This is a genomic window from Streptomyces venezuelae (assembly GCF_008642275.1).
GTDB classification, from domain to species: domain Bacteria; phylum Actinomycetota; class Actinomycetes; order Streptomycetales; family Streptomycetaceae; genus Streptomyces; species Streptomyces venezuelae_E.
In genome coordinates this window covers 1195204-1218840 of sequence record NZ_CP029189.1, presented here as the reverse complement: position 1 = coordinate 1218840, position 23637 = coordinate 1195204, and the positions used below count along the sequence as shown (strand labels likewise).

At 72.8% G+C, this 23637-nt stretch carries 20 protein-coding genes; 12 read left to right on the top strand and 8 right to left on the bottom strand.

The window, feature by feature from the left end; genetic code table 11:
* The first annotated feature begins 175 nt into the window (after positions 1-175).
* The gene (gene gcvP / locus DEJ51_RS04770; RefSeq protein WP_150256447.1) at positions 176-3061 is read left to right on the top strand and encodes an aminomethyl-transferring glycine dehydrogenase; all 2886 of its coding nucleotides are present in this window, start codon (positions 176-178) and stop codon (positions 3059-3061) included.
* Positions 3062-3184: 123 nt separating this feature from the next.
* On the opposite strand, the gene DEJ51_RS04765 is transcribed toward gcvP, so the two are convergent.
* Together DEJ51_RS04765 and DEJ51_RS04760 are read right to left on the bottom strand one after the other, a co-directional pair.
* Positions 3185-3373 (bottom strand): DUF5999 family protein, encoded by a 189-nt coding sequence (locus DEJ51_RS04765; RefSeq protein WP_030009772.1) that lies wholly within the window; start codon positions 3371-3373, stop codon positions 3185-3187.
* A gap of 261 nt (positions 3374-3634) precedes the next feature.
* Positions 3635-4255 (bottom strand): hypothetical protein, encoded by a 621-nt coding sequence (locus tag DEJ51_RS04760; protein ID WP_190620214.1) that lies wholly within the window; start codon positions 4253-4255, stop codon positions 3635-3637.
* A gap of 487 nt (positions 4256-4742) precedes the next feature.
* Between DEJ51_RS04760 and DEJ51_RS04755 the strand changes: the two genes are divergently transcribed.
* The 3 genes from DEJ51_RS04755 to DEJ51_RS34395 all read left to right on the top strand — a co-directional run bounded on the left by DEJ51_RS04755 (position 4743) and on the right by DEJ51_RS34395 (position 8118).
* The gene (locus DEJ51_RS04755) at positions 4743-6275 is read left to right on the top strand and encodes a glutamate-cysteine ligase family protein (protein ID WP_150256443.1); all 1533 of its coding nucleotides are present in this window, start codon (positions 4743-4745) and stop codon (positions 6273-6275) included.
* 158 nt (positions 6276-6433) lie between these two features.
* Positions 6434-7273, top strand: a complete 840-nt coding sequence (locus DEJ51_RS04750) for a CPBP family intramembrane glutamic endopeptidase (protein WP_411757284.1) — start codon at positions 6434-6436, stop codon at positions 7271-7273.
* 89 nt (positions 7274-7362) lie between these two features.
* Positions 7363-8118, top strand: coding sequence for a hypothetical protein (locus DEJ51_RS34395; protein ID WP_190620213.1), 756 nt, complete (start codon positions 7363-7365; stop codon positions 8116-8118).
* Positions 8119-8214: 96 nt separating this feature from the next.
* Here DEJ51_RS34395 and DEJ51_RS04745 read toward each other — a convergent pair whose 3' ends face one another.
* Entirely contained in the window at positions 8215-9057 is an 843-nt protein-coding gene (locus DEJ51_RS04745; RefSeq protein WP_150256441.1) for a PhzF family phenazine biosynthesis protein, read from the bottom strand.
* Positions 9058-9296: 239 nt separating this feature from the next.
* On the opposite strand from DEJ51_RS04745, the gene DEJ51_RS04740 reads away from it, so the two are divergent.
* Positions 9297-9917 (top strand): PadR family transcriptional regulator, encoded by a 621-nt coding sequence (locus tag DEJ51_RS04740; protein ID WP_150256439.1) that lies wholly within the window; start codon positions 9297-9299, stop codon positions 9915-9917.
* Between the two features lie 97 nt (positions 9918-10014).
* Here DEJ51_RS04740 and DEJ51_RS04735 read toward each other — a convergent pair whose 3' ends face one another.
* A complete protein-coding gene (locus DEJ51_RS04735) occupies positions 10015-10443 on the bottom strand; it encodes an SRPBCC family protein (protein ID WP_150256438.1) in 429 nt (142 codons plus the stop codon).
* Positions 10444-10615: 172 nt separating this feature from the next.
* On the opposite strand from DEJ51_RS04735, the gene DEJ51_RS04730 reads away from it, so the two are divergent.
* Entirely contained in the window at positions 10616-11620 is a 1005-nt protein-coding gene (locus tag DEJ51_RS04730; RefSeq protein ID WP_150256436.1) for an EamA family transporter, read from the top strand.
* 162 nt (positions 11621-11782) lie between these two features.
* Positions 11783-12775: a DMT family transporter gene (locus DEJ51_RS04725; RefSeq protein WP_223835669.1), complete on the top strand. Its 993-nt coding sequence runs from the start codon at positions 11783-11785 to the stop codon at positions 12773-12775.
* Here the strand turns inward: DEJ51_RS04725 and DEJ51_RS04720 are convergent.
* Entirely contained in the window at positions 12757-13419 is a 663-nt protein-coding gene (locus DEJ51_RS04720; RefSeq protein ID WP_150256435.1) for a pyridoxamine 5'-phosphate oxidase family protein, read from the bottom strand. The two genes, DEJ51_RS04725 and DEJ51_RS04720, sit on opposite strands and share 19 nt — an antisense overlap.
* Positions 13420-13456: 37 nt before the next feature.
* On the opposite strand from DEJ51_RS04720, the gene DEJ51_RS04715 reads away from it, so the two are divergent.
* A complete protein-coding gene (locus DEJ51_RS04715) occupies positions 13457-14791 on the top strand; it encodes an aminotransferase class I/II-fold pyridoxal phosphate-dependent enzyme (protein ID WP_150256434.1) in 1335 nt (444 codons plus the stop codon).
* Positions 14792-14893: 102 nt separating this feature from the next.
* Here DEJ51_RS04715 and DEJ51_RS04710 read toward each other — a convergent pair whose 3' ends face one another.
* The gene (locus DEJ51_RS04710) at positions 14894-15889 is read right to left on the bottom strand and encodes a DMT family transporter (protein WP_190620211.1); all 996 of its coding nucleotides are present in this window, start codon (positions 15887-15889) and stop codon (positions 14894-14896) included.
* A 74-nt stretch (positions 15890-15963) separates the two neighbouring features.
* On the opposite strand from DEJ51_RS04710, the gene DEJ51_RS04705 reads away from it, so the two are divergent.
* Complete coding sequence (locus tag DEJ51_RS04705; protein WP_150256432.1) at positions 15964-16884, top strand: LysR family transcriptional regulator; 921 nt, start codon at positions 15964-15966, stop codon at positions 16882-16884.
* Positions 16885-16920: 36 nt separating this feature from the next.
* Here the strand turns inward: DEJ51_RS04705 and DEJ51_RS04700 are convergent, their stop codons facing one another.
* Positions 16921-17346, bottom strand: coding sequence for a pyridoxamine 5'-phosphate oxidase family protein (locus tag DEJ51_RS04700; protein WP_352338394.1), 426 nt, complete (start codon positions 17344-17346; stop codon positions 16921-16923).
* 130 nt (positions 17347-17476) lie between these two features.
* Here DEJ51_RS04700 and DEJ51_RS04695 point away from each other — a divergent pair, with 130 nt between their 5' ends.
* The 3 genes from DEJ51_RS04695 (at position 17477) to DEJ51_RS04685 (ending at position 22723) form a co-directional block, all read left to right on the top strand.
* Entirely contained in the window at positions 17477-18091 is a 615-nt protein-coding gene (locus DEJ51_RS04695; RefSeq protein WP_150256430.1) for a cysteine hydrolase, read from the top strand.
* A gap of 910 nt (positions 18092-19001) precedes the next feature.
* Positions 19002-19766: a thioesterase II family protein gene (locus DEJ51_RS04690; protein WP_223835668.1), complete on the top strand. Its 765-nt coding sequence runs from the start codon at positions 19002-19004 to the stop codon at positions 19764-19766.
* 113 nt (positions 19767-19879) lie between these two features.
* A complete protein-coding gene (locus DEJ51_RS04685) occupies positions 19880-22723 on the top strand; it encodes a helix-turn-helix transcriptional regulator (protein ID WP_150256428.1) in 2844 nt (947 codons plus the stop codon).
* Positions 22724-23024: 301 nt separating this feature from the next.
* Here the strand turns inward: DEJ51_RS04685 and DEJ51_RS04675 are convergent, their stop codons facing one another.
* Positions 23025-23630 (bottom strand): response regulator, encoded by a 606-nt coding sequence (locus DEJ51_RS04675; RefSeq protein WP_150261698.1) that lies wholly within the window; start codon positions 23628-23630, stop codon positions 23025-23027.
* Positions 23631-23637 lie beyond the last annotated feature (7 nt).

Below are 23637 nucleotides of genomic sequence, written 5' to 3'. Positions count from 1 at the left end.
GGCGGGTACCGGGCGCAGTGCCGGTCCCCCTCCTCACCGACGGTGAAAGCCGGATCCTCGGGAGACCCCCGTGACTCCGGTGAAACTCTCAGGTGCAGATGACAGAGGGGGAGGCCGTCCGGGTGCCCGCGCCGTGGTGCCCCTCGCAGGTCATACGACCAGGAGGCCTCCGTACATGACCGCCAACCGCATTCCGCTCTCCCAGCTGGAGCGAGGCATCCCCTTCGAACAGCGCCACATCGGCCCGGATGCCGAGGCGCAGGCGAAGATGCTCGCCCAGGTGGGCTACGGCTCCCTGGACGAACTGACCGCTGCCGCGGTCCCGGATGTGATCAAGACCGCCGAGGCGCTCGACCTGCCCGAGGCGCGCACCGAGGCCGAGGTGCTGGCCGAGCTCCGCTCGCTCGCCGACCGCAACCAGGTCCTCTCCCCGATGATCGGTCTCGGCTACTACGGGACCTTCACGCCGCCGGTGATCCTCCGCAACGTCATGGAGAACCCGGCCTGGTACACGGCGTACACGCCCTACCAGCCCGAGATCTCCCAGGGCCGCCTCGAAGCCCTCCTGAACTTCCAGACGGTCGTCGCCGAGCTGACCGGGCTGCCGACCTCGGGCGCCTCGCTCCTCGACGAGGGCACGGCGGCCGCCGAGGCCATGACCCTGGCCCGCCGCGTGGGCAAGGCCAAGGGCAACGTCTTCCTCGTGGACGCCGACGCGCTGCCGCAGACGATCGCCGTCATCGAGACCCGCGCCGAGCCGATCGGCATCGAGGTCGTCGTCGCCGACCTGTCCGCCGGCATCCCGGCCGAGGTCGCCGAGCGCGGCGTCTACGGCGTCCTGGTCCAGTACCCCGGTGCCTCCGGTGCCGTCCGGGACATCAAGCCCGTCATCGACCAGGCGCACGAGCTCGGCGCCGTCGTCGCCGTCGCCGCCGACCTGCTGGCGCTGACCCTGCTGACGTCCCCGGGTGCGCTCGGCGCGGACATCGCCGTCGGCACCACGCAGCGCTTCGGCGTCCCGATGGGCTTCGGCGGACCGCACGCCGGTTACATGGCCGTCCAGGACAAGCACGCCCGCTCCCTGCCCGGCCGCCTCGTCGGCGTCTCCGTGGACGCGGACGGCAACAAGGCCTACCGCCTGGCGCTGCAGACCCGCGAGCAGCACATCCGCCGTGAGAAGGCCACCAGCAACATCTGTACCGCGCAGGTGCTGCTCGCCGTCATGGCCGGCATGTACGCCGTCTACCACGGCCCGGACGGCCTGCGGACGATCGCGACCCGCACCCACCGCTACGCCACCCTCCTCGCCGCCGGTCTGACGGCCGGCGGGGTCGAGATCGTGCACGGCTCGTACTTCGACACGATCACCGCCCGGGTGCCGGGCCGTGCCGCCGAGGTCGTCGCCGCCGCCCGCGAGGGCGGGGTCAACCTGTTCCAGGTGGACGCCGACCTGGTCTCCGTCGCCTGCGACGAGACCACGCTGCGCGCCGACGTCGAAGCCGTCTGGGCCGCCTTCGGCGTCACCGCGGACATCGAGGCGCTGGACGCGACCACCGCCGACACGCTGCCCGAGGCCCTGCTGCGCTCGGACGCGTACCTGACGCACCCGGTCTTCCACCAGCACCGCTCCGAGACCGCGATGCTGCGCTACCTGCGCAAGCTCTCGGACAAGGACTACGCGCTGGACCGCGGCATGATCCCGCTGGGCTCCTGCACCATGAAGCTCAACGCGACCACCGAGATGGAGCCGGTGACCTGGCCCGAATTCGGCCAGCTGCACCCGTTCGCGCCGGTGGAGCAGGCCGAGGGCTACCTCACGCTCATCAACGAGCTGGAGGAACGTCTCTGCGAGGTGACCGGCTACGACAAGGTCTCCATCCAGCCGAACGCCGGCTCCCAGGGTGAGCTCGCCGGCCTGCTGGCCGTCCGCGCCTACCACCGGGCGAACGGCGACGAGCAGCGCACCGTCTGCCTGATCCCGTCCTCCGCGCACGGCACCAACGCCGCCAGCGCCGTGATGGCCGGCATGAAGGTCGTCGTCGTCAAGACCGCCGACGACGGCGAGGTGGACACCGCCGACCTGCGGGCCAAGATCGAGCAGCACCGCGACGAGCTCGCCGTGCTGATGATCACCTACCCGTCGACGCACGGTGTGTTCGAGGAGCACGTCGCCGACATCTGCGCCCAGGTGCACGAGGCCGGCGGCCAGGTCTACGTCGACGGCGCCAACCTCAACGCCCTGGTCGGCCTGGCCAAGCCGGGTCACTTCGGCGGCGACGTCTCGCACCTGAACCTGCACAAGACCTTCTGCATCCCGCACGGCGGCGGCGGTCCGGGCGTCGGCCCGGTCGGTGTCCGGGCGCACCTGGCCCCGTACCTGCCGAACCACCCGCTCCAGCCGACCGCGGGCCCGGAGACGGGCGTCGGCCCGATCTCGGCCGCTCCGTGGGGCTCGGCGGGCATCCTGCCCATCTCGTGGTCGTACGTGCGCCTGATGGGCGGCGAGGGCCTCAAGCGCGCCACCCAGGTGGCGGTGCTCGGCGCCAACTACATCGCCAAGCGCCTGGAGCCGCACTACCCGGTGCTCTACACCGGCCCGGGCAACCTGGTCGCGCACGAGTGCATCATCGACCTGCGGCCGCTGTCGAAGGCCACCGGCGTGAGCGTGGACGACATCGCCAAGCGTCTGATCGACTACGGCTTCCACGCGCCGACCATGTCCTTCCCGGTCGCCGGCACGCTGATGATCGAGCCGACGGAGTCCGAGGACCTCGCCGAGATCGACCGCTTCTGCGACGCGATGATCGCCATCCGCGGCGAGATCGAGCGGGTCTCGGGCGGCGAGTGGCCGGTGAACGACAACCCGCTGGCGAACGCCCCGCACACCGCGGCGGCGCTGGGCGGCGAGTGGAGCCACCCGTACACCCGGGACGAGGCCGTCTTCCCGGGCGGGGTCACGGCCGCCGAGAAGTACTGGCCGCCGGTGCGCCGCATCGACGGTGCGTTCGGTGACCGGAACCTGGTGTGCTCCTGCCCGCCGCTGGACGAGTACGACGCCTGAGGCGTTCCGCGTCCTACGGCCGCCGTATGACGGTCGTAGGACGTGAACAAGGGGCCGGTCCGGGAGACTCTCCCGGACCGGCCCCTTCGCCGTTCGCCACGGTCGGCCGGACGGCTCGGCCCCTCAGGCCGCCGCGAGCGGCCGGTGCGGGGCGATGATCTGGCCGTCCGGCAGCAGTTCACCGGTGTCCTCGAAGAGCAGGACGCCATTGCACAGCAGGCTCCAGCCCTGCTCCGGGTGGTTGGCCACCGGGCGCGCGGCCTCCCGGTCGGCGGATTCGGCTGACGGGCAGGCTGGCTGGTGCTGGCACATGGATGCGTTCTTTCGCTGCGGTGTGGTCTGTGTGCTACGGCTCGATGCGTGGTTCATGGCCGTCCCCCTGGGTCATCCCCGCACCCGCGGGGAGCGTGTCATCAGTCTTCCCCCATGACAGCCGCTTCGCAGGTATTTCCCGGCAGCTGTCCTCACAGATTGATGACGCATCACTCGTGCGGGCGGTTCAGGCCAACTCCCCTGTCATTTCGGATGGTTCGCAGGTGGCCCGGGTGGACTAGGCCGAATGGGTGATTCGGGTCAGGCGGCGGGTGCGGCCAGGGACGGAGGCGCCGCGGCCGGTGCCGGGGTCAGTCGGCGGGTGAGTACGGGCAGCAGCTCGGAGACCGGATGCGGCCGGTACGCGGCGATGCCGGGCGGGGCGGGAGCGAGGGGCACCAGCAGGTCCTCGCCGGCCGGCAGCCCGGCGTCGGCGTCGGCGCCCACCGCGCCGTGCAGCCACAGCGTCAGCATGTAGAGCTCCGGAACCGACAGCAGCCGTGGCTGGTAGTGGGTGGTGAGGGACTCGGCCTGGCGCAGGGCGCGTTCGGTGGCCGCGACATAGGGGCCCTCGAAGAAATGGGAGAAGACCCAGCCGTCGGGAGTCAGCCGGGTGTCGGCCGCCGCGACATGGCGCTCCCCGCTGCGGATCAGGAACCGCCAGCCCGTGAGCCGGGTACGCGGCGGCCTGCCGCCGGCCGCGAGGTTGGACATGCCCAGCCGGTCGAGGACGTGCACCGGAAGGGGGAGTTCGGCGGTCAGCGGCCCCTGGATCGCGCGCAGGGCCGGGGTGTGTGCCTCGTGGACGGCGGTGGGGGAACCGAGTGCCGCGAGGACGCTGCGCAGGGCGGGCGCGGGAGCCGGAGGGACATGCAGCGGCATGGTGGGTCGCCTCTCACTTGGGAGACCGGTGGAACGGGGGCAGGTGCGGACTCGCATTCTGGGGCCAGAGGGGGGCCGAGGGGCAATGGCCGCGCGCCAACTCTCTGCCTCGTTTGCGGAGTTTATACGACATGTGTTCACGCAGTGTTTCGGCTAGCTGTCCCGCCTATTGCCGGCAAGGCGCTTACCGGACCCGCTGACGTGCCATTCATGCCGGATGCGCGCGAACATGTCGCGCTGACCTCGGAGGTTACCGGAAGGGGGCTCGGCTGGAAAGCGTCGGTTTTCCGAACAAGGCAAAGTCTAAGCGGAATTTGCATCCGGCGACTTGCCAGGTGAATGTGCCGAAGCGCCCTTCGGCCAAACCGGCGCGCGCTCCTCGCCACGCACGCCCCCCGCGCGTTATGGATCACGCTGCCGGGGCATCATCGACCGTAACGCGCGCCTGGGTGTCACCGGCCAGGCCCATTCGAGGAGGGACGCTTCGATGGGGGAGAAGGTCGTGGCAGGCGGATTCGACCTGTCCGATCGGCAGCGGTATCGAAGGAAGCTCCACGAGTGCCTGGAGGGACTGGAGCGGCTCCTGGCGGAGAAGAGGTTCGATCGCCCGAAGAACATGATGGGACTGGAGATCGAGCTGAATCTCGCGGGTGCCGACGGGTTGCCGAGAATGCTGAATGCACAGGTGCTGGAGCGGATTGCGAGCCCCGATTTCCAGACCGAGCTGGGAATGTTCAATCTGGAGGTGAACGTCCTTCCGCACCGGCTCGGCGGCCGGGTTTTCGACCAGCTCGCCGAGGAACTCAGCGCCGGACTCGGCTATGCCCACCGGCAGGCCGCGGAGATCGACGCCGGAGTGGTGATGATCGGTATTCTGCCGACGATCTCCCGCGCGGACCTGGTCGCCGCGAACCTGTCGGCGGTGGACCGCTACTCGCTGCTCAACGAGCAGATCCTGATGATGCGCGGAGAGGACTTCACCCTCGACATCGACGGCGTCGAACGGCTGATCTGGACCTCCGGGTCGATCGTGCCGGAGGCAGCCTGCACCTCCGTACAACTGCACCTGCAGGTGACCCCGGCCCGGTTCCCGGCGGTGTGGAACGCGGCGCAGGCGGTGACCGCGGTGCAGATAGCCGTCGGCGCCAACTCGCCTTTCCTGTTCGGACGTGAGCTGTGGCGGGAGTCGCGGCCGCCGCTGTTCACGCAGGCCACCGACACCCGGCCGCCCGAGCTCCAGGCCCAGGGCGTGCGGCCGCGCACCTGGTTCGGGGAGCGCTGGGTGGACTCGGCGTACGAGCTCTTCGCCGAGAACGTCCGCTACTTCCCCGCCCTGCTGCCCATCTGCGACGAGGAGGAGCCGCTGCGGGTGCTCGCCGAGGGCGGGATACCCGGGCTGCAGGAACTGGTCCTGCACAACGGCACCGTCTACCGGTGGAACCGGCCCGTGTACGGGGTCGCCGACGGGGTGCCGCACCTGCGCGTGGAGAACCGGGTGCTGCCGGCCGGGCCCACCGTCGCCGACGTCGTCGCCAACGCCGCCTTCTACTACGGGCTCGTACGCACCCTCGCGGACGAACCACGCCCGGTGTGGACCCGGCTGCCCTTCGCCGAGGCGGAGGCGAACTTCGACGCGGCCTGCCGGTACGGGATCGACGCGCGGCTGCGGTGGCCGCGCCGCGGCCGGGCCGGAGGGCTGGCGAGCGTGCCGGCCGTACGGCTGGTCCTGGACGAGCTGCTGCCGATGGCCGCGGCGGGGCTGGACGCCTGGAGCATCGAGCCCGCGGACCGGGACCACTACCTCGGCATCATCGAGGAGCGCTGCCGGCGCCGGGTGAACGGGGCGACCTGGCAGGTGGACACCTACCACCGGGCGCTCGCCGCCGGTCTGGAGCGGGACGAGGCGCTGGCCGCCACGACCCGGCGGTATGCCGAGCTGATGCACAAGGGCGACCCGGTGCACACCTGGCCGGTCGGACTGACGGAGGAGGTGAGCGCCTCGGCGCCCGTCGTGCGCTGACCCGCCACGGGGTGGTGCGGCGGCCCGCACCGGTGTCCGCCGCACCACCGCCCGTCGACCGTCCGTACGTACGTACGTCGTCCGTCGTCCGTCGTCCGTCCCCCCATGATCCCGGTGCGGGCCCCGCAGCGATCCTCGCGGTCCGTCGAGGAGGCAGTATGGGGTGGTCGCAACGGGATGGCAGGACGGAGTCGGGCGTGCGGACGGAGCCGGAGCCGGTGTTCGTGGAACTGGACGAGGACGGGCGGCGGAGCCTGCTGCGCACCGAGACGCTGCTCGTCCTCGCGCTGTCGCTGGGTGCGAGCGGGCTCTCGGCGCTGATCAGCTTCATCGGCTCGCTCACCAAGCCCGGCGGTCTCAAGGACCAGGCGGCCACCCTCAACGGCTCCTACGCCCCGGGCCGGCCCTGGCTGGACCTGGCCTGGCAGCTGTTCGGCATCGCGAGCGCCCTGGTGCCCGTACTGCTGGTGGCGCACCTGCTGACCCGCGAGGGCGCCCCCGGGCTCCGCGTACTGGGCTTCGACCGCACCCGTCCCTGGTGGGACCTGGGCCGGGGCGCCCTCGTCGCGGCCGGGATCGGAAGTGCGGGGCTCGCCTTCTACCTGGGCGCCCGGGCCGGTGGATTCAACCTCACGGTGGTGCCGGAGGCACTGCCCGACGTGTGGTGGAAGTTCCCCGTGCTGATCCTCTCCGCACTGCAGAACGCCGTGGTGGAGGAGGTCATCGTGCTGGCCTACCTGCTGCGCAGGCTCGGCCAGCTGGGCTGGTCGCCGACGGCCGCACTGGTGGCCAGTTCGGTGCTGCGCGGCTCGTACCACCTCTACCAGGGCATCGGCGGCTTCATCGGCAACGTGGTGATGGGCGTCGTCTTCGTCCTCGCCTACCGACGCTGGGGCCGGGTGGCACCTCTCGTCGTCGCGCACGCGCTCCTCGACATCGTGGCCTTCGGCGGGTACGCCCTGCTCGCGGGCAAGGTGGGCTGGCTGCCGACACCGTGACCCGCGGCGGGCCCACCCGATCGGCCCTTCCGGGCGGTGGCGGGCGCCGGGGCGGTGCGACGCTGGAGGCGAGCAAGGAGGCGCGCCCGGTGGCTGTACTGGACACCTTGGTACCGTTCGCACCCTTCCTGGTGCCCGTGGTCACCGGTCTGGTCGGCGGCATCAGCCTCCTCATCCGGGACCGCCGCGAGGCCCGCAGCTCCGACCACCACTACCGCAGGCGCCTGGAGAAGGCCCAGCTGGAGATCCAGTTCCTCTCGGGCTGGATCCAGGCCAAACAGCTGGCGCCGACCGACTCCCCGCCGCCGGACCCGGAGCCGGGGCGATGGCTGGACGAGTGCTACGCGTCGGTGCGCCGGGCCAAGGAGGACACGGGCGGCCGCCACCGGACGGGACCGGTCTCGCTGCGGCGTCTCCTGCTGTTGGGGGAGGCCAGCGGAGCTGCGAAGAGCATGAGGATCGCCTACTGGGTCTCCCTCGTCCTGTTCAACGTGGCGCTCGCCTGGTGGGTGAACGCGCTGATCCGCGGCGTACCCGGTTTCATGCACGAGGAGGGGGCCTCCGAGTCCGACGAGATCCTCTCCTATCTGGGAGCGGCGGGCGTCTTCTTCCTCGTGTCGGCGGTCCTGTGGGGGTGGACGGTGCATCTGGGCGCGGCGGAGCCGGAGCAGATCTACCGCAAGCGGATCGACTCGGCGGCCTGGGTGGAGCAGGACGCGCAGTGGCACGCCGCGGTGCGGGCGAAGGCGGAGGCGAAGGCGAAGGCGAAGGGGCGGCCGAAGCGGGACGCGAAGGGCGACGGGAGCGGCGACCGGAACGGCGACGGGGGCGGGTCCCCGGGCTGAACCCACCCTGTCCGGCCCGGCCCGGCCCGGTCCGGCCCGGCCCGGAGCCCGTGTCCCGCGCCCGTGCCCCGGACCCCTGCTTCGTCGTGCCCCCGGTCACCCCGCCTGTCCGGCTCCCGGCGGGGAGGCGAGGAGCTCACCGTCGACGACCGTGACGGCCCGGCCGGCCAGCAGGGTGCGGTCGCCCGCCAGCGTCACCCGTACGAGACCGCGCCGCGCACCGCCCTGGAGGCCGGTCAGCTCGGTCCGCCCCAGCCGCTGCGCCCAGAACGGGGCGAGCGCGGTGTGGGCGCTCCCGGTGACCGGGTCCTCGTCGATCCCGAAGGCGGGGAAGAAGCCGCGGGAGACGAAGTCGTACCCGAGTGAGGGATCCTCGGCAGGCGCCGTGACGATCACCCCCCGCCGGGCGAAGGCGCGCAGGGCCGCGTGGTCCGGCTCCAGCTCGCGGACGGTCTTCTCGTCGGCGAGCTCCACGACGAGGTCGCCGATGTGGTCGGCGGTGTCGTGCACGGAGAGGATCGGGGGACCGCCCAGCGCGTGGTCCACGGCGGCCGGCGCGGGCACCGGGGTCAGCGAGGACGTCGGGAAGTCCATGGTGACCGTGCCGTCATCGGCGGTCTCGGTGGTGAGGATCCCGCAGCGCGCGGAGAAGCGGACCCGTCCCGTGGCGAGCCCGCTCGTGGCCAGTACGTGCGCGGTCGCCAGGGTGGCGTGGCCGCACATGTCGACCTCGGCCGCCGGGGTGAACCAGCGCAGCGCCCAGTCGGCGTCCCCGCCGGGGGGCAGGGGGTGGGCGAAGGCGGTCTCGGAGAGGTTCATCTCGCAGGCGACCTGCTGGAGCCAGGCGTCCGAGGGGAACCCGGTGTCGAGGAGCAGCACGGCGGCGGGGTTCCCGTGGAAGGGACGGTCGGTGAAGGCGTCGACGATTCGGATGCGCATGCCCCGACGGTAGGGCGATTCCTTGATCGTCGACAAAGGCCAATCCGGGGTGACTGGCCCTGCCGGGCGGGCGCGGGCAGCCGGACGCGCTCTGGTGCGGCGCCATCCCGGGGCGTGCTCGGTGGTCGACTGTCGGCGACTCATTCCGATATATCGTTGACACATCGCGAGGCGTCGCCGATAGTGGAGTCATCGGACAACCGATGAAGCGACCACAACGTGACGAAAGGAGCGCAGTCATGCGTTCACACGGACAGCACGGACACGACCACGGGCATGACCACGGACGGGGTCACGACCACTGCGGGCCCGATCGTCGGGAGGGATTCAAGGGGCGGCGCGCCGCCTTCGGCCCGTTCGGCCCGCCCTTCGGCGCAGGCCCCTTCGGCGGCCGCGGCGGACGCGGGGGACCGCGTGGCCGGGCCCGGCGCGGCGATGTGCGCGCCTCGATCCTGGCGCTGCTCGCCGACCGGCCGATGCACGGCTACGAGATGATCCAGGAGATCGGCGAGCGCAGCGGCGGGGCCTGGAAGCCCAGCCCCGGCTCGGTCTACCCGACCCTGCAGCTGCTGGAGGACGAGGGCCTGATCGCCAGTGCGAGCGAGGGCGGCAAGAAGCTGTTCACGCTCACCGACGCCGGCCGCACCGAGGCCGAGTCGGGCCCGGACGCCCCCTGGGCGGATGCCGGGCGCGGCTTCGACTTCGAGGCGATGCAGGAGGTACGGACGGCCGGCGTCGGCCTGATGGAGGCCTTCGCGCAGGTCTTCAAGACCGGCTCGCCCCAGCAGCGGGAGAAGGCGCTCGGGGTCGTCAACGACGCCCGCAAGAAGCTCTACCTGATCCTGGCCGACGAGCACTGAGTCCGGACGGCCCCGACGTGCGACAGCACGCGAAGGCGCGCCCCGCGAGTACGTCCCGCGGGGCGCGCCTTCGCGTACGGCCCGGGCGGTTCGGCGCTCAGACGACCAGGCCGGCCAGCTTGCGCAGCGACTCGTTCAGGGCGGCGGTGGCCGAGTCCTTGAGCTTGCCCGCCATCAGGGACACGGCGGCCCCGGTGAACTCGCCGTCGATGCAGACGGTGGTGGCCTCGCCGTCCGGGGTCAGGGTGTACCGGGTGAGGACCGCCACGCCCATCGGGCCCTTGCCCGTGATGGCGAAGAGGCGCTCGACCTCCAGCTCGGAGACGGTCCAGACGACCTCGGCGGGGAAGCCCATCATCTTCATGTTCTCCGCGAAGGTGGCGCCGACCGCGAGGTTCTCGGGTCCGCCCTGGGGGAAGTTCGTGTGGGTCATGCTCCACTGCCCGTACGCGTCCCAGTCCGTCAGCTGGGACCAGAGCTGCGCGGCGGACGCCTCGATGCGTGATTCCGCGGTGACTTCGGCCATGCGACCACCCCTTCTCGTCGGGTACGTGCGGCGGAAGGTAGCCCCGGCGGGCGGAACATTCAATACTGACGACCTGTCAGATATAGGGGCTGTGGACGAGGGGTGATCTCGACTCCGTCTCAACAGGTGTCATCCCCGTGACGGTCCTGACCTGCCCTGTCATGATGGCTGGATGCAAGCGTCAGGGAGAAATGCCGGACTGGGCCTCGCCCTCGTCTCGGCGTTCGCGTTCGGTGGTTCCGGAGTGGCGGCGAAGCCGCTGATAGAAGCGGGTCTGGATCCCCTCCACATGGTCTGGCTCAGGGTCGCCGGGGCGGCCCTCGTACTGTCCCCGCTCGCCTGGCGCCACCGTGACCTCGTGCTGCGCAGGCCCGCGCTGCTCGCGGGCTTCGGGCTGGTCGCCGTCGCGGGTGTGCAGGCCTTCTACTTCGCCTCCCTGTCCCGCATCCCCGTCGGCGTGGCCCTGCTGCTGGAGTACCTGGGCCCGGCGCTGCTGCTCGGCTACATCCGCTTCGTGCAGCGCAAGCCCGTCACGCGCGGTGCCGCCGCGGGCGCGGCCGTGGCCGTCGTGGGACTGGCCTGCGTGGTCGAGATCTGGGCCGGGCTGAGCCTGGACCTGCTCGGCGTGCTCTTCGGTCTCGCCGCCGCCTGCTGCCAGGCGTTCTACTTCGTCTTCGCCGACCAGGGCGCCGACGGGGACGACGCACCCGACCCGCTCGGCGTCATCGCGTACGGCATGCTCGTCGGCACCCTGGTGATGACCGTGATCGCCCGGCCCTGGCAGATGGACTGGCAGGTGCTGGGCGGCGAGGCCTCCGTCGGCGGGACGATGGTGCCCGCGCCGGTGCTGCTCGCCTGGGTGGTGCTGGTCGCGACCGTCTTCGCCTACCTGACCGGCGTGGTCTCGGTGCGCCGGCTCTCGCCCCAGATCGCCGGAGTCGTGGCCTTCCTGGAGGCGGTCGTCGCCACCGTCTTCGCCTGGATCCTGCTCGGCGAGCACCTGTCCACCTGGCAGATCGTCGGCGGCGGCCTGGTGCTGGGCGGCGCCTTCATCGCACAGTCCTCCCGGCCGGCACCCGCGACCGCACCGGCCGCGGCGGTGGCGGCCGTGGCGGCGACGGCCGCGTCCGAGCCCGCCGCCCTGGACCGCGAGCCGTCCCCGGCCGCCAAGGGTTAAGGTGGCCACCATGTACCTGACTGTGCTTTCGCCGCCGGCCGCCTAGCCGCGGGCGGCGTCACCTCGCAGTAACCCGGCCCGGGCGGCCCCCGGGCGGGTCCGTGCTGCCCGCGAAGCGATGACCTGCTTCTTTCATCCTTCACGCATGCGCGGAGACATCTCGTGTCGAACCATTCGCCCGCTGCCGGGCGCAGTCTGCTGTACCTCGTCGTCGCCGGAGCCGCCTGGGGCACCGCCGGGGCGGCCGCCTCCCTCCTCTTCCTGGCCAGTGACCTCGGCCCGCTCGCCCTGTCCTTCTGGCGCTGCGCGGGCGGGCTCCTGGTGCTGCTCGGGGTGCTCGCCGTACGAGGCTCCCGGCCCGGCCCGGGGCGCGTACGGCCCTCCGCCGCCTCGCTGATCGGGACCGGGCTCCTCTTCACCCTCTTCCAGGCCGCCTACTTCGCCTCCGTGCAGGCCACCGGCCTCGCGGTCGGCACCGTGGTCACCCTCGGCGCCGGGCCCGTGATCATCGCTCTGGGCGCCCGGTACTGGATGGGCGAGCGGCTCGGCTCGGGCGGCGTGCTCGCCGTGCTGGGGGCGCTGGCCGGGCTGGCCGTCCTCGTGCTGGGCAGCGGCGGCGGTGAGGTGCGCCCGCTCGGTGTCGGCTGGGCCCTGCTGTCGGCCGCCGGGTACGCCGGGATGACCCTGCGGGCGCGGTGGCTCGGGCAGCGCGGGGCGGGCGGGGACCCGCTGGTGACCACCGCCTGGTCGGTCGCGGTGGGCACGGTGTGCCTGCTGCCGCTCGCCGCCGTGGAGGGCCTGCTGCCGCACACCGCCGACCTCGGGCGGGTGCTCTGGCTGCTGGTGTACGTCGCCACCGTGCCGACCGCGCTGGCGTACGCGCTCTACTTCACGGGTGCCGCGGCGGTACGGGCCGCCACCGTTTCGGTGATCATGCTGATCGAGCCGGTGAGCGCGGCCGTGATCGCCGTGCTGCTGCTCGGGGAACGGCTGACCGGTGCCGTGGTCCTCGGCACCGTACTGCTGCTGACGGCGGTGGGCGCACTGATCGTGGCGGAGGCGCGGCGGCCGGCGACCCCCGCGCCCGTGCCCGCGTCCACTCCCGCGCCCGTGCCCGCTCCCGCGCCGCGTGGCCCTCAGAGCGCGCTGAGGTAGTCCGGGACGGCGATGCCGGGGGTCAGGTCCGCGGCGGGCACCGGGGTCCCGTACACCGGGGCCACCGGGACCACGCCCGCCCAGTAGGGCAGGTCCAGGTCCTCGGCTCCGTCGTTCACCGGACCGCTGCGGATCTTCGCGGACACCTCGGCGAGGTCCACGCGGATCACCGCGGTGGCGGCCAGCTCCCGGGCGGTGGGCGGCCGGGTGTCGGCCGAGCGGCCCGGGGCGACGGCGTCGACCATGGCGTCGAGGGCCGTGCGGCACTCGGCCTCGTCCGTGACCTGGTGGGCGGTGCCGTGCACGACCACCGAGCGGTAGTTGATCGAGTGGTGGAAGGCCGAGCGGGCCAGGACCAGTCCGTCGACGAGGGTCACGGTCACGCAGACGGGCAGGCCCGGGTCGGTGCGGCCGGCCGCGAGCAGCGGGCGCGATCCGGTGGAGCCGTGCATGTAGAGCGACTCGCCGACCCGGGCGTACAGCGTGGGCAGGACCACGGGCGCGCCGCCGCGGATGAAGCCGAGGTGGCAGATGTAGGCCCCGTCGAGTATCGAGTGCACGGTCTCGTGGTCGTAGCGCGCCCGGTCGCGGGACCGGGTGGGGACGGTGAGGGCGGTGGGCTCGTAGCTGTCGGTGGCGGTCATCGTGCCAACTCCATTGCACTAGTGCATAATATGCTTTGTGCTAGGAGACTATCGGATCACAGGACGGCGCGCAGCGGATATCGCGGCCGGAGTGGAAGCGGGCGTGGCATCGGGCGCGCTCCCGCCGGGCTCGTTGCTGCCGCCGATGCGGGAGCTGGCGGGCGAACTGGGGGTGAACCCCAACACGGTGGCCGCGGCCTACCGGACGCTGCGCGAGCGCGGGGTCATCGAAACCGACGGGCGGCGCGGCAGCCGGGTGCGGTCCCGCCCGTCGAGCACGCCTCGGGACGCACTGCGCATGGCGGTGCCGGAGGGCGTACGGGACCTCGCGGAGGGCAGTCCGGACGTGTCCCTGCTCCCCGCGCTGGAGGGGCCGCTGGCGGCGGCCGCCCGGAGGTACGGGCAGGCGCCGACGCTCTACGGCGCGGACCCGGTCGCCCCGGAGCTCGCGGAACTGGCCCGGGCCGGCTTCGACGCGGACGGGGTGCCGCCGGGGCCGGTGGCGGTGAGCTCGGGCGCGCTGGACGCCATCGAACGGGTGCTCACCGCCCATCTGCGGGCGGGCGACGCGGTGGCGGTCGAGGACCCGGGCTGGGGCGGGGCGCTGGACCTGGTCCCGGCGCTCGGCCTGCGCGTGCTGCCGGTGGCCGTGGACGACGACGGGCCCCGGCCGGAGGCGGTGGCCCGGGCACTGGAGGCCGGGGCGCGGGCGCTGGTGGTGACCTCGCGGGCGCAGAACCCGACCGGGGCCGCGGTGTCCGCGCGCCGCGCGGGCGAACTGCGGGAGCTGCTGGCGGGCCACCCCGAGGTGCTGCTGATCGAGGACGACCACGGGAACGGGATCGTCGACCTGCCGTTGCATCCGCTGGGCGGGGTGACCCGGCACTGGGTGCTGGTGCGGTCCACGGCGAAGGCGTACGGGCCGGACCTGCGGCTCGCCGTGCTGACGGGCGACGCGGTCACGCTGGACCGGCTGCGGGGGCGGCAGCGGCTCGGGCCGGGCTGGGTGAGCCGGCTGCTGCAGTACGCGGTGGTGGAGCTGTGGACCTCGGGCGCGGTGGACCCGGCGGCGGTGGCCCGCTCGTACGCGGCACGGCGGGACGCCCTGGTCGAGGCGCTGCGGGAGCGGGGGGTGCGGGCGCACGGGCGCAGCGGCCTGAACGTCTGGGTTCCGGTCGCCGACGAGACGGTGGTGGTGACCAGGCTGCTGTCCGCCGGTTGGGGGGTGTGCGCCGGAGCGGTCTTCCGGGTCGAGTCGGGACCGGGTGTGCGGCTGACGGTGTCGCAGCTGGCGGTGGACGACCTGCCGGCCCTGGCCGACGCGGTGGCCGCGGCGGTCAGTGTGGGGGCGGCGGGGGTGCGGTACGACTGACCGCGACCGCCGGCGTCCGCCGCCCGTGGAGGGCGGCGGACGCCGGGGATCGGACAGGGGCCGGGCCGGAGGTGCGGGCGTGGCCGCGGCCGCCGGCTCCGGTCAGGCGGGCTTGCGGGCTCCGGGGCGGGTCTGGGTGAGGGCCGCACCGGCGAGGACGATCGCGGCGCCGACCGGGGTGTTCCAGTGGAGCTGCTCACCGAGGACCAGGACGCCCGCCGTGGTGGCGATGACCGGGATGAAGTACGTGACCATCTGGGCGGTGGTCGGACCGACCTCCGTCACCAGCCCGTACTGCATCTGCAGGGCCATGCCCGTGCCGAGGGCGCCCAGCGCGATCACCGACAGGGTCGGCCAGAGCGGGAACGACGTCGGGGCGGAGGTGAACGCGGCGCTCACGAGCGCCAGCTGCAGCGTGGAGATCATGAGCTGGCCGCCGGTCAGGGCCACCGGGGAGCCGGGGGTCCCGGCCAGTGTGCGGCGGACGTAGATCCAGCCGACGGGGTAGCAGAGGGACGCCAGCAGGGCGAACGCGGTGCCCTTGGCGTCGACGCCGGAGAAGCCTTGCCAGGCACCGAGCACGGTCAGGACACCGAGGAAGCCCAGGCCCAGCCCGGCGAAGCGGCGGCGCGTCGGCCGGTCCTCGGACAGGGCGACCAGCGACAGCGCCATGCCCCACAGCGGGGAGGTGGCGTTGCAGATCCCGGCCAGGCTGGAGGGGATGCTCAGCTCCGCGTACGCGAAGAGCGAGAACGGGGCCGTGTTGAGCAGCAGTGCCGCCACGGTCAGGTGGGCCCAGGTGCGCCGTCCCCGGGGGAGCGGCTCGCGGCGGACCAGCAGCACGGTGAGGAGGGCGAGCGCGCCGAACAGGACCCGGCCCAGTGCCACCTGGAAGGGTGCGTACGCCTCCGTGCCGACCTTGATCAGGAGGAAGCTGAAGCCCCAGATCACCGACAGGATCGCGAACCGGACCCGCCAGTCCAGGAGGCCGCCCCGGCGCCGGCCGGTGGTGACGGTGGTGGAGGGGGCGGCGGTGGTGGGGGGCGTGGCGGGGGAGGAGGCCGGGAGGGTCGGCCCGGGGGTGGTCGGTGCGCTCATGCCCTTTACTGTGCTCGTATCAACTTCGTAGGACAAGCGAAAGTTTCTCGTGGTGACGCCGTAGCATTGCTTACATGTTGAACCTGGAGCGCCTGCGCACCCTCGATGCCCTCGCCCGCCACGGCTCGGTCAGCGGCGCGGCCGACGGCCTCCACGTCACCACCTCCGCCGTGTCCCAGCAGCTGGCCAAGCTGGAGCGCGAGGTCGGACAGCCGCTGCTGGCCAGGAACGGGCGCGGGGTCCGGCTCACCGATGCCGGGCGGCTGCTCGCCGATCACGCCGCCCGGATCATCTCCCAGGTGGAGCTCGCCCAGGCCGACGTCGAGGCCCAGCGGGGCTGCGCCGTGGGGGAGTTGCGGATCGGCGCCTTCCCGACCGCCATGCGCGGGCTGCTGCCCCAGGCCCTGGCCGCGCTGCGGGCCGGTCATCCGGAGCTGCGGGTCGGGGTGCGCGAGCGGGAGCCCGAGGAGGGCATGGCGGCCGTCGTACGCGGAGACCTCGACCTGGCCCTGGCGATCGACTGGCACAACAAGCGGATGCCGGTGCCCGCCGAGCTCACCCGCACCCACCTGCTGGACGACGCCGTCGACATCGCGGTCCCGGCCGGGCACCGGCTGGCCGACGGGATCGGGAGCTCCGGGAAGGCCGGGATCTCCCTCGCCGCATTCGGAGACGACGACTGGATCTCCTGGAACGAGGGGCAGTTCTGCCACGAGTGGCTGGTCTTCACCCTGCGCGGTACGGGCATCGAGCCGCGCATCGCCCACATCGCCGAGGAGCACCACACCCAGCTGGCCTTCGTGGAGGCCGGGCTCGGCGTGTGCGTGGCGCCGAGGCTGGGGCGCGGCCCGGTGCCGCCGGGCGTGCGGCTGCTGCCGGTGTGCGACAGCGTACGCCGCCATGTGTACGCCGTCTGGCGCGCGGACGCCGACCGCCGGCCCTCCATCCGGGCCGCGGTCGACGCGCTGCGGCAGGCGGCCGCCGTACTCCGGTAGGTCCGCCGGCGCGCTGGTGCGCCACCTCGCGGGCCCCTAGAGCTTGCGGAAGTCCCAGGAGACGACCGAGTCGGGGGTCAGCCGGATCCAGGCGTGCCGTCCGTCGTGCGGCATCTCCTCGATGCCGAAGTTCTTGGCGGGGAAGATCCGCTCGGCCTCCGCGAGTTCGGGGCAGGGCTCGCCGGTGCGCGGGGCCTCGCCCACGAAGACGGCGCTGCCGGACAGCTCCACCCCGCGCAGTTCGTCATACGATTCGCCGGAGTCCACGACCACCGAGATCCGCGGATCCTTCTTCAGGTCCGACCAGCGGCGGCTGCGCGTGATCGAGTACAGCCACAGCGAGCCGCCGTCCCACGCGAACCACAGGGCACCCACGTGCGGGCGCCCGTCGGGGGAGACCGTCGCGACCCGGCAGGTCTTCTGCTCGCGCAGGAAGGAGTCCACTTCGGCGTCGCTCATCATGATGCGCCGGCCCCGCCGCTGTGAGGTTCCGGTTCGTGCCCCGTCCACGTCCATCCGTCCTGCACCCCTTCACATCTGACTATGTGTCAGGAATCATGAGGGCTCTTCCGTCGCCACGCCAGGGGGAGCCATGCAGGATCTCGATCCCGCCACCACCGCGCTGCTCACCGTCGAGTGCCAGAACGGTGTCGTCGGAGAGGAGAGCGCGCTGCCCGAGCTCGCCAAGGAGGCCCGGGACTCCGGGATGCTGGAACGGGTGGCCGCACTGGTCGACGCCGCGCGCGGGGCCGGGGTACAGGTGCTGCACGCGGTCGCCGAGCGACGGCCCGACGGGCTCGGCGCGAACACCAACGCCCGGCTCTTCCGCGCCGCGGAGAGGTTGCCCGTACGCCAGCTGACCGGGAGCCGGGCGGTGGAGGTCGCCGCGCCCATCGTCGTCGCTGGGCAGGATCTGGTGGTCCGCCGGCTGCACGGGCTCTCCCCGATGGCCGGCACCGATCTCGACCCCCTGCTGCGCAACCTCGGCATCCGCACCCTCGTCGTCACCGGGGTCTCTTCCAACATCGCGATCCCCAACACCGTCTTCGACGCCGTGAACCTCGGCTACCGGGTGGTGGTCCCCGCCGACGCCATCGCCGGGGTGCCCGCCTCCTGCACCGCCGAGGTGATCCGCAACTCCCTGGCGCTGGTCGCGGCCGTCACCACCGCCGAAGAGCTGCTCCTGCAGTGGGCTCCCGCGACCTGACCCCCGTCATCGTGGTCGGGGCGGACCCGGTGCCACGTGGTCCTGCCGCTGTCCCTTCGGCGCTCTTCTCCCGCTCGGGCGGGCAGCGGTGGCGGCTGCCCGCCGAGTCTCCCGTGAAGCGGAGGTCGGGGGCCTGCGGCTCGCGGTGCGTCCAGGGGCCGAGCGGCCACCCCTTGCGGGCCCTCCGTAACATGGCCGAAACAAGTGCGCCCACTTGCGTCGCTTCCGGCACTGCATTTGAAGCCATCACCCCGTTCGCCCGCGTGACGCCGTAACCGACCGGAGGGCCGGCCGCCGCGCCCCCGCCGCCCTCCATGAGGCGCAGGCGGAGGTGTGCCGCCGATCGATGCCGAGGCCGCCGTGGCGCAGCCGAGCGGACCGGCGGCCGGCGACCGTGGCGGCCCGGGGTCGCGCCCCGCAGGGGTGGCGGTCTCCATAGGGGGCAACCGCTGGGACACCGGCCCGGCAGCCCCACGCGGGCCGTCAGCCCCGCCCGTCCGGCAGCGGCACGAACCGCCGCGTCGCGGCCGTCCGCTTCTGCGGACGGACCGCCGTGACCGAGGTGTGGCGCGAGGATCGCGAGCGAGAACGCGCCGCATCCCCCGCCCCGGATCCGGGTGACGGCCCCGAATCCGGCACACCCATCCAGCCATTCGCCCATGCACCCAGGGCTCTTGTAGGCCGAAAGTATCCGGCATCCCGACGCGCGTGGCTGGAAATCGCACCCCCTGCGCACATCGGCGACTGGCCGATTTCAGGCCGTAGTAGGGGGGCAATGTAGGGGTTCTGGACGCAGGGGGGCTCTGCTAGACATGAGCCAAACGGAATGCGTGTACGGGTACTGCAACGTTCAAACAAATCCGACGGACTGACGTGCGTGCCCGGACAAGAACACGGAGTTTTCATCCCCTTGATCGACAACGAGAATGCCGACGCCTGGATCCGCCGCTATCAGGCCGCCGACGACGCTGCGATCCGGCTCGTCTGCCTGCCGCACGCCGGCGGGTCCGCCTCCTTCTACTTCCCCATGGCCCAGGCCCTGGCACCCGCGGTGGACGTCCTGTCCGTGCAGTACCCCGGACGCCAGGACCGCCGGCACGAGCCGGGCATCACCGACATGGGTGTCTACGCAGACGCTCTGACCAGCGCACTCCTTCCCTGGGTGGACCGCCCGCTGGCCTTCTTCGGCCACAGCATGGGCGCCGTCCTCGCCTTCGAGGTGACGCGCCGCCTCGAACGCGACCACGGCATCGACCCGGTCCACATCTTCGCCTCGGGCCGGCGCTCGCCCTCCAGCCACCGCCCCGAGACCGTGCACCTGCGCGACGACGACGGCATCGTCGCCGAAATGCGCGAACTCAGCGGCACCGACGCAGCCATTCTCGGCAACGAGGAAATCCTGCGGATGGTGCTTCCCGCCATCCGGAGCGACTACACGGCCATCGAGAACTACCGCGCCGCTCCCGAGCACACGGTGAAGACCCCCCTCACCGTGTTGACAGGCGAATCCGACCCGCGCACCAGCCGCGAGGAAGCCCAAGCCTGGGAAGGCCACACCCTCGGCGGATTCAGTCTCCAGAGTTTCCCTGGAGGTCATTTCTTTCTCGCCAAACAACAGGCACAGGTCTTGAAGATCGTCTCTGAAGAGCTCGCAGCGGCCGCCCGGAAGGGCTGAGCCGGTCGCCGGGCGGGCCGCACGACCTGCGGCCCGCCGGCACGCGCGAGGAGTGCAGGACCCGGCGTACCGCAGGGCGCACATTCGAAACACCCCCGGGGGAAGGGAACACAGTGGTTTCAACGTTCGTCGAGCGCGAGAAACAGTGGGAGACGCTGAACGACCTGCTCGGGAGCGCCAGCCGGGGCCGCGGCCGCGTCGCCGTCATCAGCGGGCCGATCGCCGCGGGCAAGACGGCCCTGCTGGAACGCTTCACCGAGGGGGCCCTCTCCGCGGGAGCGCTGGTTCTCGAGGCCGCCGGATCCCGCGCCGAGCGCTACCTCTTCTTCGGCATCCTGCGCCGCATCCTCGACGGCGCCGCCCCCCTCGATCCCGCCGTCCACGCCGAGGCCACCGCCCTCCTCGACGGCGTCGCCGCCCAGGCCATGGACACCGGCGACACCGAGGCCGCCGTCGAGTCCGGCATGCGCGTCCTGCCGCACGTCTGCGCCTCCCTCCTGCGCATCGCCCGTGACCGCACCGTCGTCATCGCCGTCGACGACGTCCACCACGGCGACGAGCTCTCCCGCGCCTTCCTCCTCTGTCTGGCCCGCCGTGTCCGCCAGTCCGGCGTCCTGATCGTCCTCACCGAGGGCGTCCGACTGCTGCCCGCCCAGCTCGCCTTCCACGCCGAGCTGCGCCGCCAGCCCCACTGCACCGCCATCCGCCTGCCGCTGCTCTCGGCGGAAGGCACCGCGCGCGTCCTGTCCGGCCGCTTCGCCGGGGCCGCCGCACGGCTCGCCGCCGACTGCCACGACACCACCGGCGGAAACCCGCTCCTCGTCAAGGCGCTCCTGGAAGACGGAACGGCCGCCCTCGGCGACAGCGAGCCCTTCCAGCCGCTCGCCCCCGCCGAGGCCTTCGAACGTGCCGTCCTGGACTGCCTGCACCGCGGCGATCCCGACATGCTGGCCGTCGCGCGCGGCATCGCCGTCCTCGGCGACGCCCCCGCCGGCCTCATCGCGCGCATCACCGACGTCCACGTCCGCGCCGTCGAACTCGCCGTCCAGGACCTCACACGGTGCGGCCTCCTGCACGACGGCGCCTTCCGCCTGACCGCCACCCGCGCCGCCGTCCTGGCCGCGGCCCCGCCCGGGGCGCTGTCCGCACTCCACCAGCGCGCCGCCCGCCTCCTGCACGAGGAGGGCGCCGCCGCCCTCGACATCGCCCGCCACCTCCTCGCCACCCGCAAGCCGGCCGAGGAATGGGCGATACCGGTCCTGCAGGAGGCGGCCGAGTACGCACTCGTCGAGGACGACCCCCAGCTCGCCCTGCGCTGCGGCGAACTCGCCGTCGACTCCTGCCCCGAGGGCTCGCGCCGCACCGCCCTGAAATCCCGCCTCGTCAGCATCGTCTGGCGCAGCAGCCCGGGCGCCGCCGAAGGACACCTGCGCCAGCTGTCCCGCGAGTTCCACGACGGCCGCCTCAGCGACCGCGACCTGCTGCACGCCGTGAGCTGCCTCGCCTGGATGGGCGAGGCCCGCCAGGCCGCCGAGGCCGTACGCCGCCTGCAGACGGCCGCGCAGCAGGCCGAGGAGGCCGGGCAGCCCTTCGCCTACGCCCCCGACACCCTCGCCACCGCGCAGAGCTGGCTCTCGCTCATCAGCCCCCCGGTCCGCGAGGCGTTCGCCACCGACGGACCCGCCCGGCCCGAGCCCGCCGCCCACGGCACCGCCGCGCCCTACGACATGCCCGAGGACGCCCACCTGCCCGCCGCCGAGGCCCTGCGCACCGCATTGCGCGGCGGCGCGGGCGACGCGGCCGTCGCCGAGGCCACCCGGGTGCTGCAGCGCTACCACCTCAGCGACCGCACCCTCACGCCCCTCGTCCTCGCCGTCCTGGCTCTGATTTACGCGGGTAACCTCGAACTCGCCCTCACCTGGACCGACCGGCTCCTCGCCGAGTGCTCCGGCCGCAACGCCCCGAGCTGGCATGCCACCCTCGGCGTCGTACGGGCCGAAGTCGCCCTCCGCCAGGGCGACCTGCCCGGCGCGGCCGCCCAGGCCCGGCAGGCCATGTCGCTGATCTCCACGCAGTGCTGGGGCGTCGGCATCGCCCTGCCGCTCGCCGTCCTCATCGAGGCCGAGACCCAGATGGGCAACCTCGACGAGGCGATGGCCCTGCTCGAACAGCCCGTACCCGAACTGATGCCGGAGACACAGCTCGGCCTGCACTACATCCGCGCCCGGGGCCGCTGCCACCTCGCCACCGGCCGCTACCACGCCGCCCTGCGCGACTTCCTCACCTGCGGCGAACTCATGCAGGCCTGGGGCATGGACGCCGCCGAGCTGGTCCCCTGGCGGCTGGACGCCGCCGAGGCCTGGCTCGCCATCCGCAACGTCACCCGCGCCCGCGAGTACGTCGAGCAACAGAAGCAGCGTGAGGCAGGCCCCACGGGCGTCCGGCAGCGCGGACCCCTGCTGTACGCGCTCGCCCGGACCAGCGGCGACCTCACGTACCGTCTGAAACGGCTCACCGAAGCCGTCGAACTCCTCGAACAGGGCGAGGACCGGCTCCAGCTCGCCCGTGCCCTGGGTGAACTGGGCAGCGCGCACCGCTCCGCGGGGGACTACAACCGGGCCCGGATGCTCGTCCGCAAGGCCTGGCACGTCGCCAAGTCCTGCGGGGCGCAACCCCTGTGCCAGCAGTTCACCCCCGGACAGGGCGACGGGGAGCCCGTCACCGCCGGGCGCGAGGCGGAACCGCCCCGGGAGGCGGAGGTGCTCTCCGAGGCGGAGGCACGGGTGGCCCTGCTCGCCGCCCGCGGCCACACCAACCGGGAGATAGCCACCAAGCTGTACGTCACCGTCTCCACGGTCGAGCAACACCTGACCCGGATCTACCGCAAGCTGAAGGTCAAGCGGCGCCGGGACCTGCCCGCCCGGCTGTGGGACCTGAGCCTGCCGGGGATCGCCTGAACCCGGCGCCCCCGGCCGCGGCCGCACGGGCCGTGCTCCCGCCGGGGCCGTCCCGCGGCCGGCCGGAGACCGGAACCCCGGCGGGAAGGGCGCCGGCCGACAGGGCGCCGGCCGACAGGGCGCCGGCCGACAGGGCGCCGGCCGGCAGGGCGCCGGCCGGCAGGGCGCCGGCCGGCAGGGCGCCGGCCGGCAGGGCGCCAGCCGGTAGGGCACCGGCGGCAAGGCAACCGGCCGATAAGGCACCTGCGGGAACGGCGCCGGTCGGGAAGGCCCCGGCCGGTGCGGTACCGGCCGGGTGCGGTCAGGACAGCAGGCCCCGCTCCAGGGCCGTGATCACCGCGGCCGTGCGGTCCGACACCGACAGCTTCTTGAACGCCCGCAGCAGGTGCGTCTTCACCGTCGCCTCGCTGATGAACAGCCTGCGCCCGATGTGCGCGTTGGTCAGGCCCTTCCGGACCAGCTGCAGCACCTCCCGCTCGCGCTCCGACAGCACCGGTGCCTCCACCACCCGCGCCCGGAACAGCTTCGGCGCCAGCGACGGCGTCAGCACCGTCTCGCCCCGTGCCGCCGCCTTCACCGCGTGCACCAGCTCCTCGCGGGAACTGCCCTTGAGCAGGTACCCGGCCGCACCGGCCTCCACCGCCCGCAGGATGTCCACGTCGTCCTCGTACGTCGTGACGATGACCACCTTGGTCGCCGGCGACTCCCGCAGGATGTGGCCCGTCGCCGTCACCCCGTCCATCGCGCCCATCCGCAGGTCCAGCAGGACGATGTCCGGACGCAGCCGCGCCGCCAGGAGCACCGCCTCCTCACCCGAACCCGCCTGCCCCACGACACGGATGGCCTCGTCCAGCTCAAGCATCGCGGACAGGCCCTCCCGGACCACCGGATGGTCGTCGACCAGCATCACCCCG

Bases quoted from the DNA above. Each gene is read 5' to 3' on its own strand.
- gcvP (WP_150256447.1), top strand. From the start codon at position 176: ATGACCGCCAACCGCATTCCGCTCTCCCAGCTGGAGCGAGGCATCCCC.
- DEJ51_RS04765 (WP_030009772.1), bottom strand. From the start codon at position 3,373: ATGTGCCAGCACCAGCCAGCCTGCCCGTCAGCCGAATCCGCCGACCGG.
- DEJ51_RS04760 (WP_190620214.1), bottom strand. From the start codon at position 4,255: ATGCCGCTGCATGTCCCTCCGGCTCCCGCGCCCGCCCTGCGCAGCGTC.
- DEJ51_RS04755 (WP_150256443.1), top strand. From the start codon at position 4,743: ATGGGGGAGAAGGTCGTGGCAGGCGGATTCGACCTGTCCGATCGGCAG.
- DEJ51_RS04750 (WP_411757284.1), top strand. From the start codon at position 6,434: ATGGGGTGGTCGCAACGGGATGGCAGGACGGAGTCGGGCGTGCGGACG.
- DEJ51_RS04745 (WP_150256441.1), bottom strand. From the start codon at position 9,057: ATGCGCATCCGAATCGTCGACGCCTTCACCGACCGTCCCTTCCACGGG.
- DEJ51_RS04740 (WP_150256439.1), top strand. From the start codon at position 9,297: ATGCGTTCACACGGACAGCACGGACACGACCACGGGCATGACCACGGA.
- DEJ51_RS04735 (WP_150256438.1), bottom strand. From the start codon at position 10,443: ATGGCCGAAGTCACCGCGGAATCACGCATCGAGGCGTCCGCCGCGCAG.
- DEJ51_RS04730 (WP_150256436.1), top strand. From the start codon at position 10,616: ATGCAAGCGTCAGGGAGAAATGCCGGACTGGGCCTCGCCCTCGTCTCG.
- DEJ51_RS04720 (WP_150256435.1), bottom strand. From the start codon at position 13,419: ATGACCGCCACCGACAGCTACGAGCCCACCGCCCTCACCGTCCCCACC.
- DEJ51_RS04710 (WP_190620211.1), bottom strand. From the start codon at position 15,889: ATGAGCGCACCGACCACCCCCGGGCCGACCCTCCCGGCCTCCTCCCCC.
- DEJ51_RS04705 (WP_150256432.1), top strand. From the start codon at position 15,964: ATGTTGAACCTGGAGCGCCTGCGCACCCTCGATGCCCTCGCCCGCCAC.
- DEJ51_RS04700 (WP_352338394.1), bottom strand. From the start codon at position 17,346: ATGATGAGCGACGCCGAAGTGGACTCCTTCCTGCGCGAGCAGAAGACC.
- DEJ51_RS04695 (WP_150256430.1), top strand. From the start codon at position 17,477: ATGCAGGATCTCGATCCCGCCACCACCGCGCTGCTCACCGTCGAGTGC.
- DEJ51_RS04675 (WP_150261698.1), bottom strand. From the start codon at position 23,630: ATGCTGGTCGACGACCATCCGGTGGTCCGGGAGGGCCTGTCCGCGATG.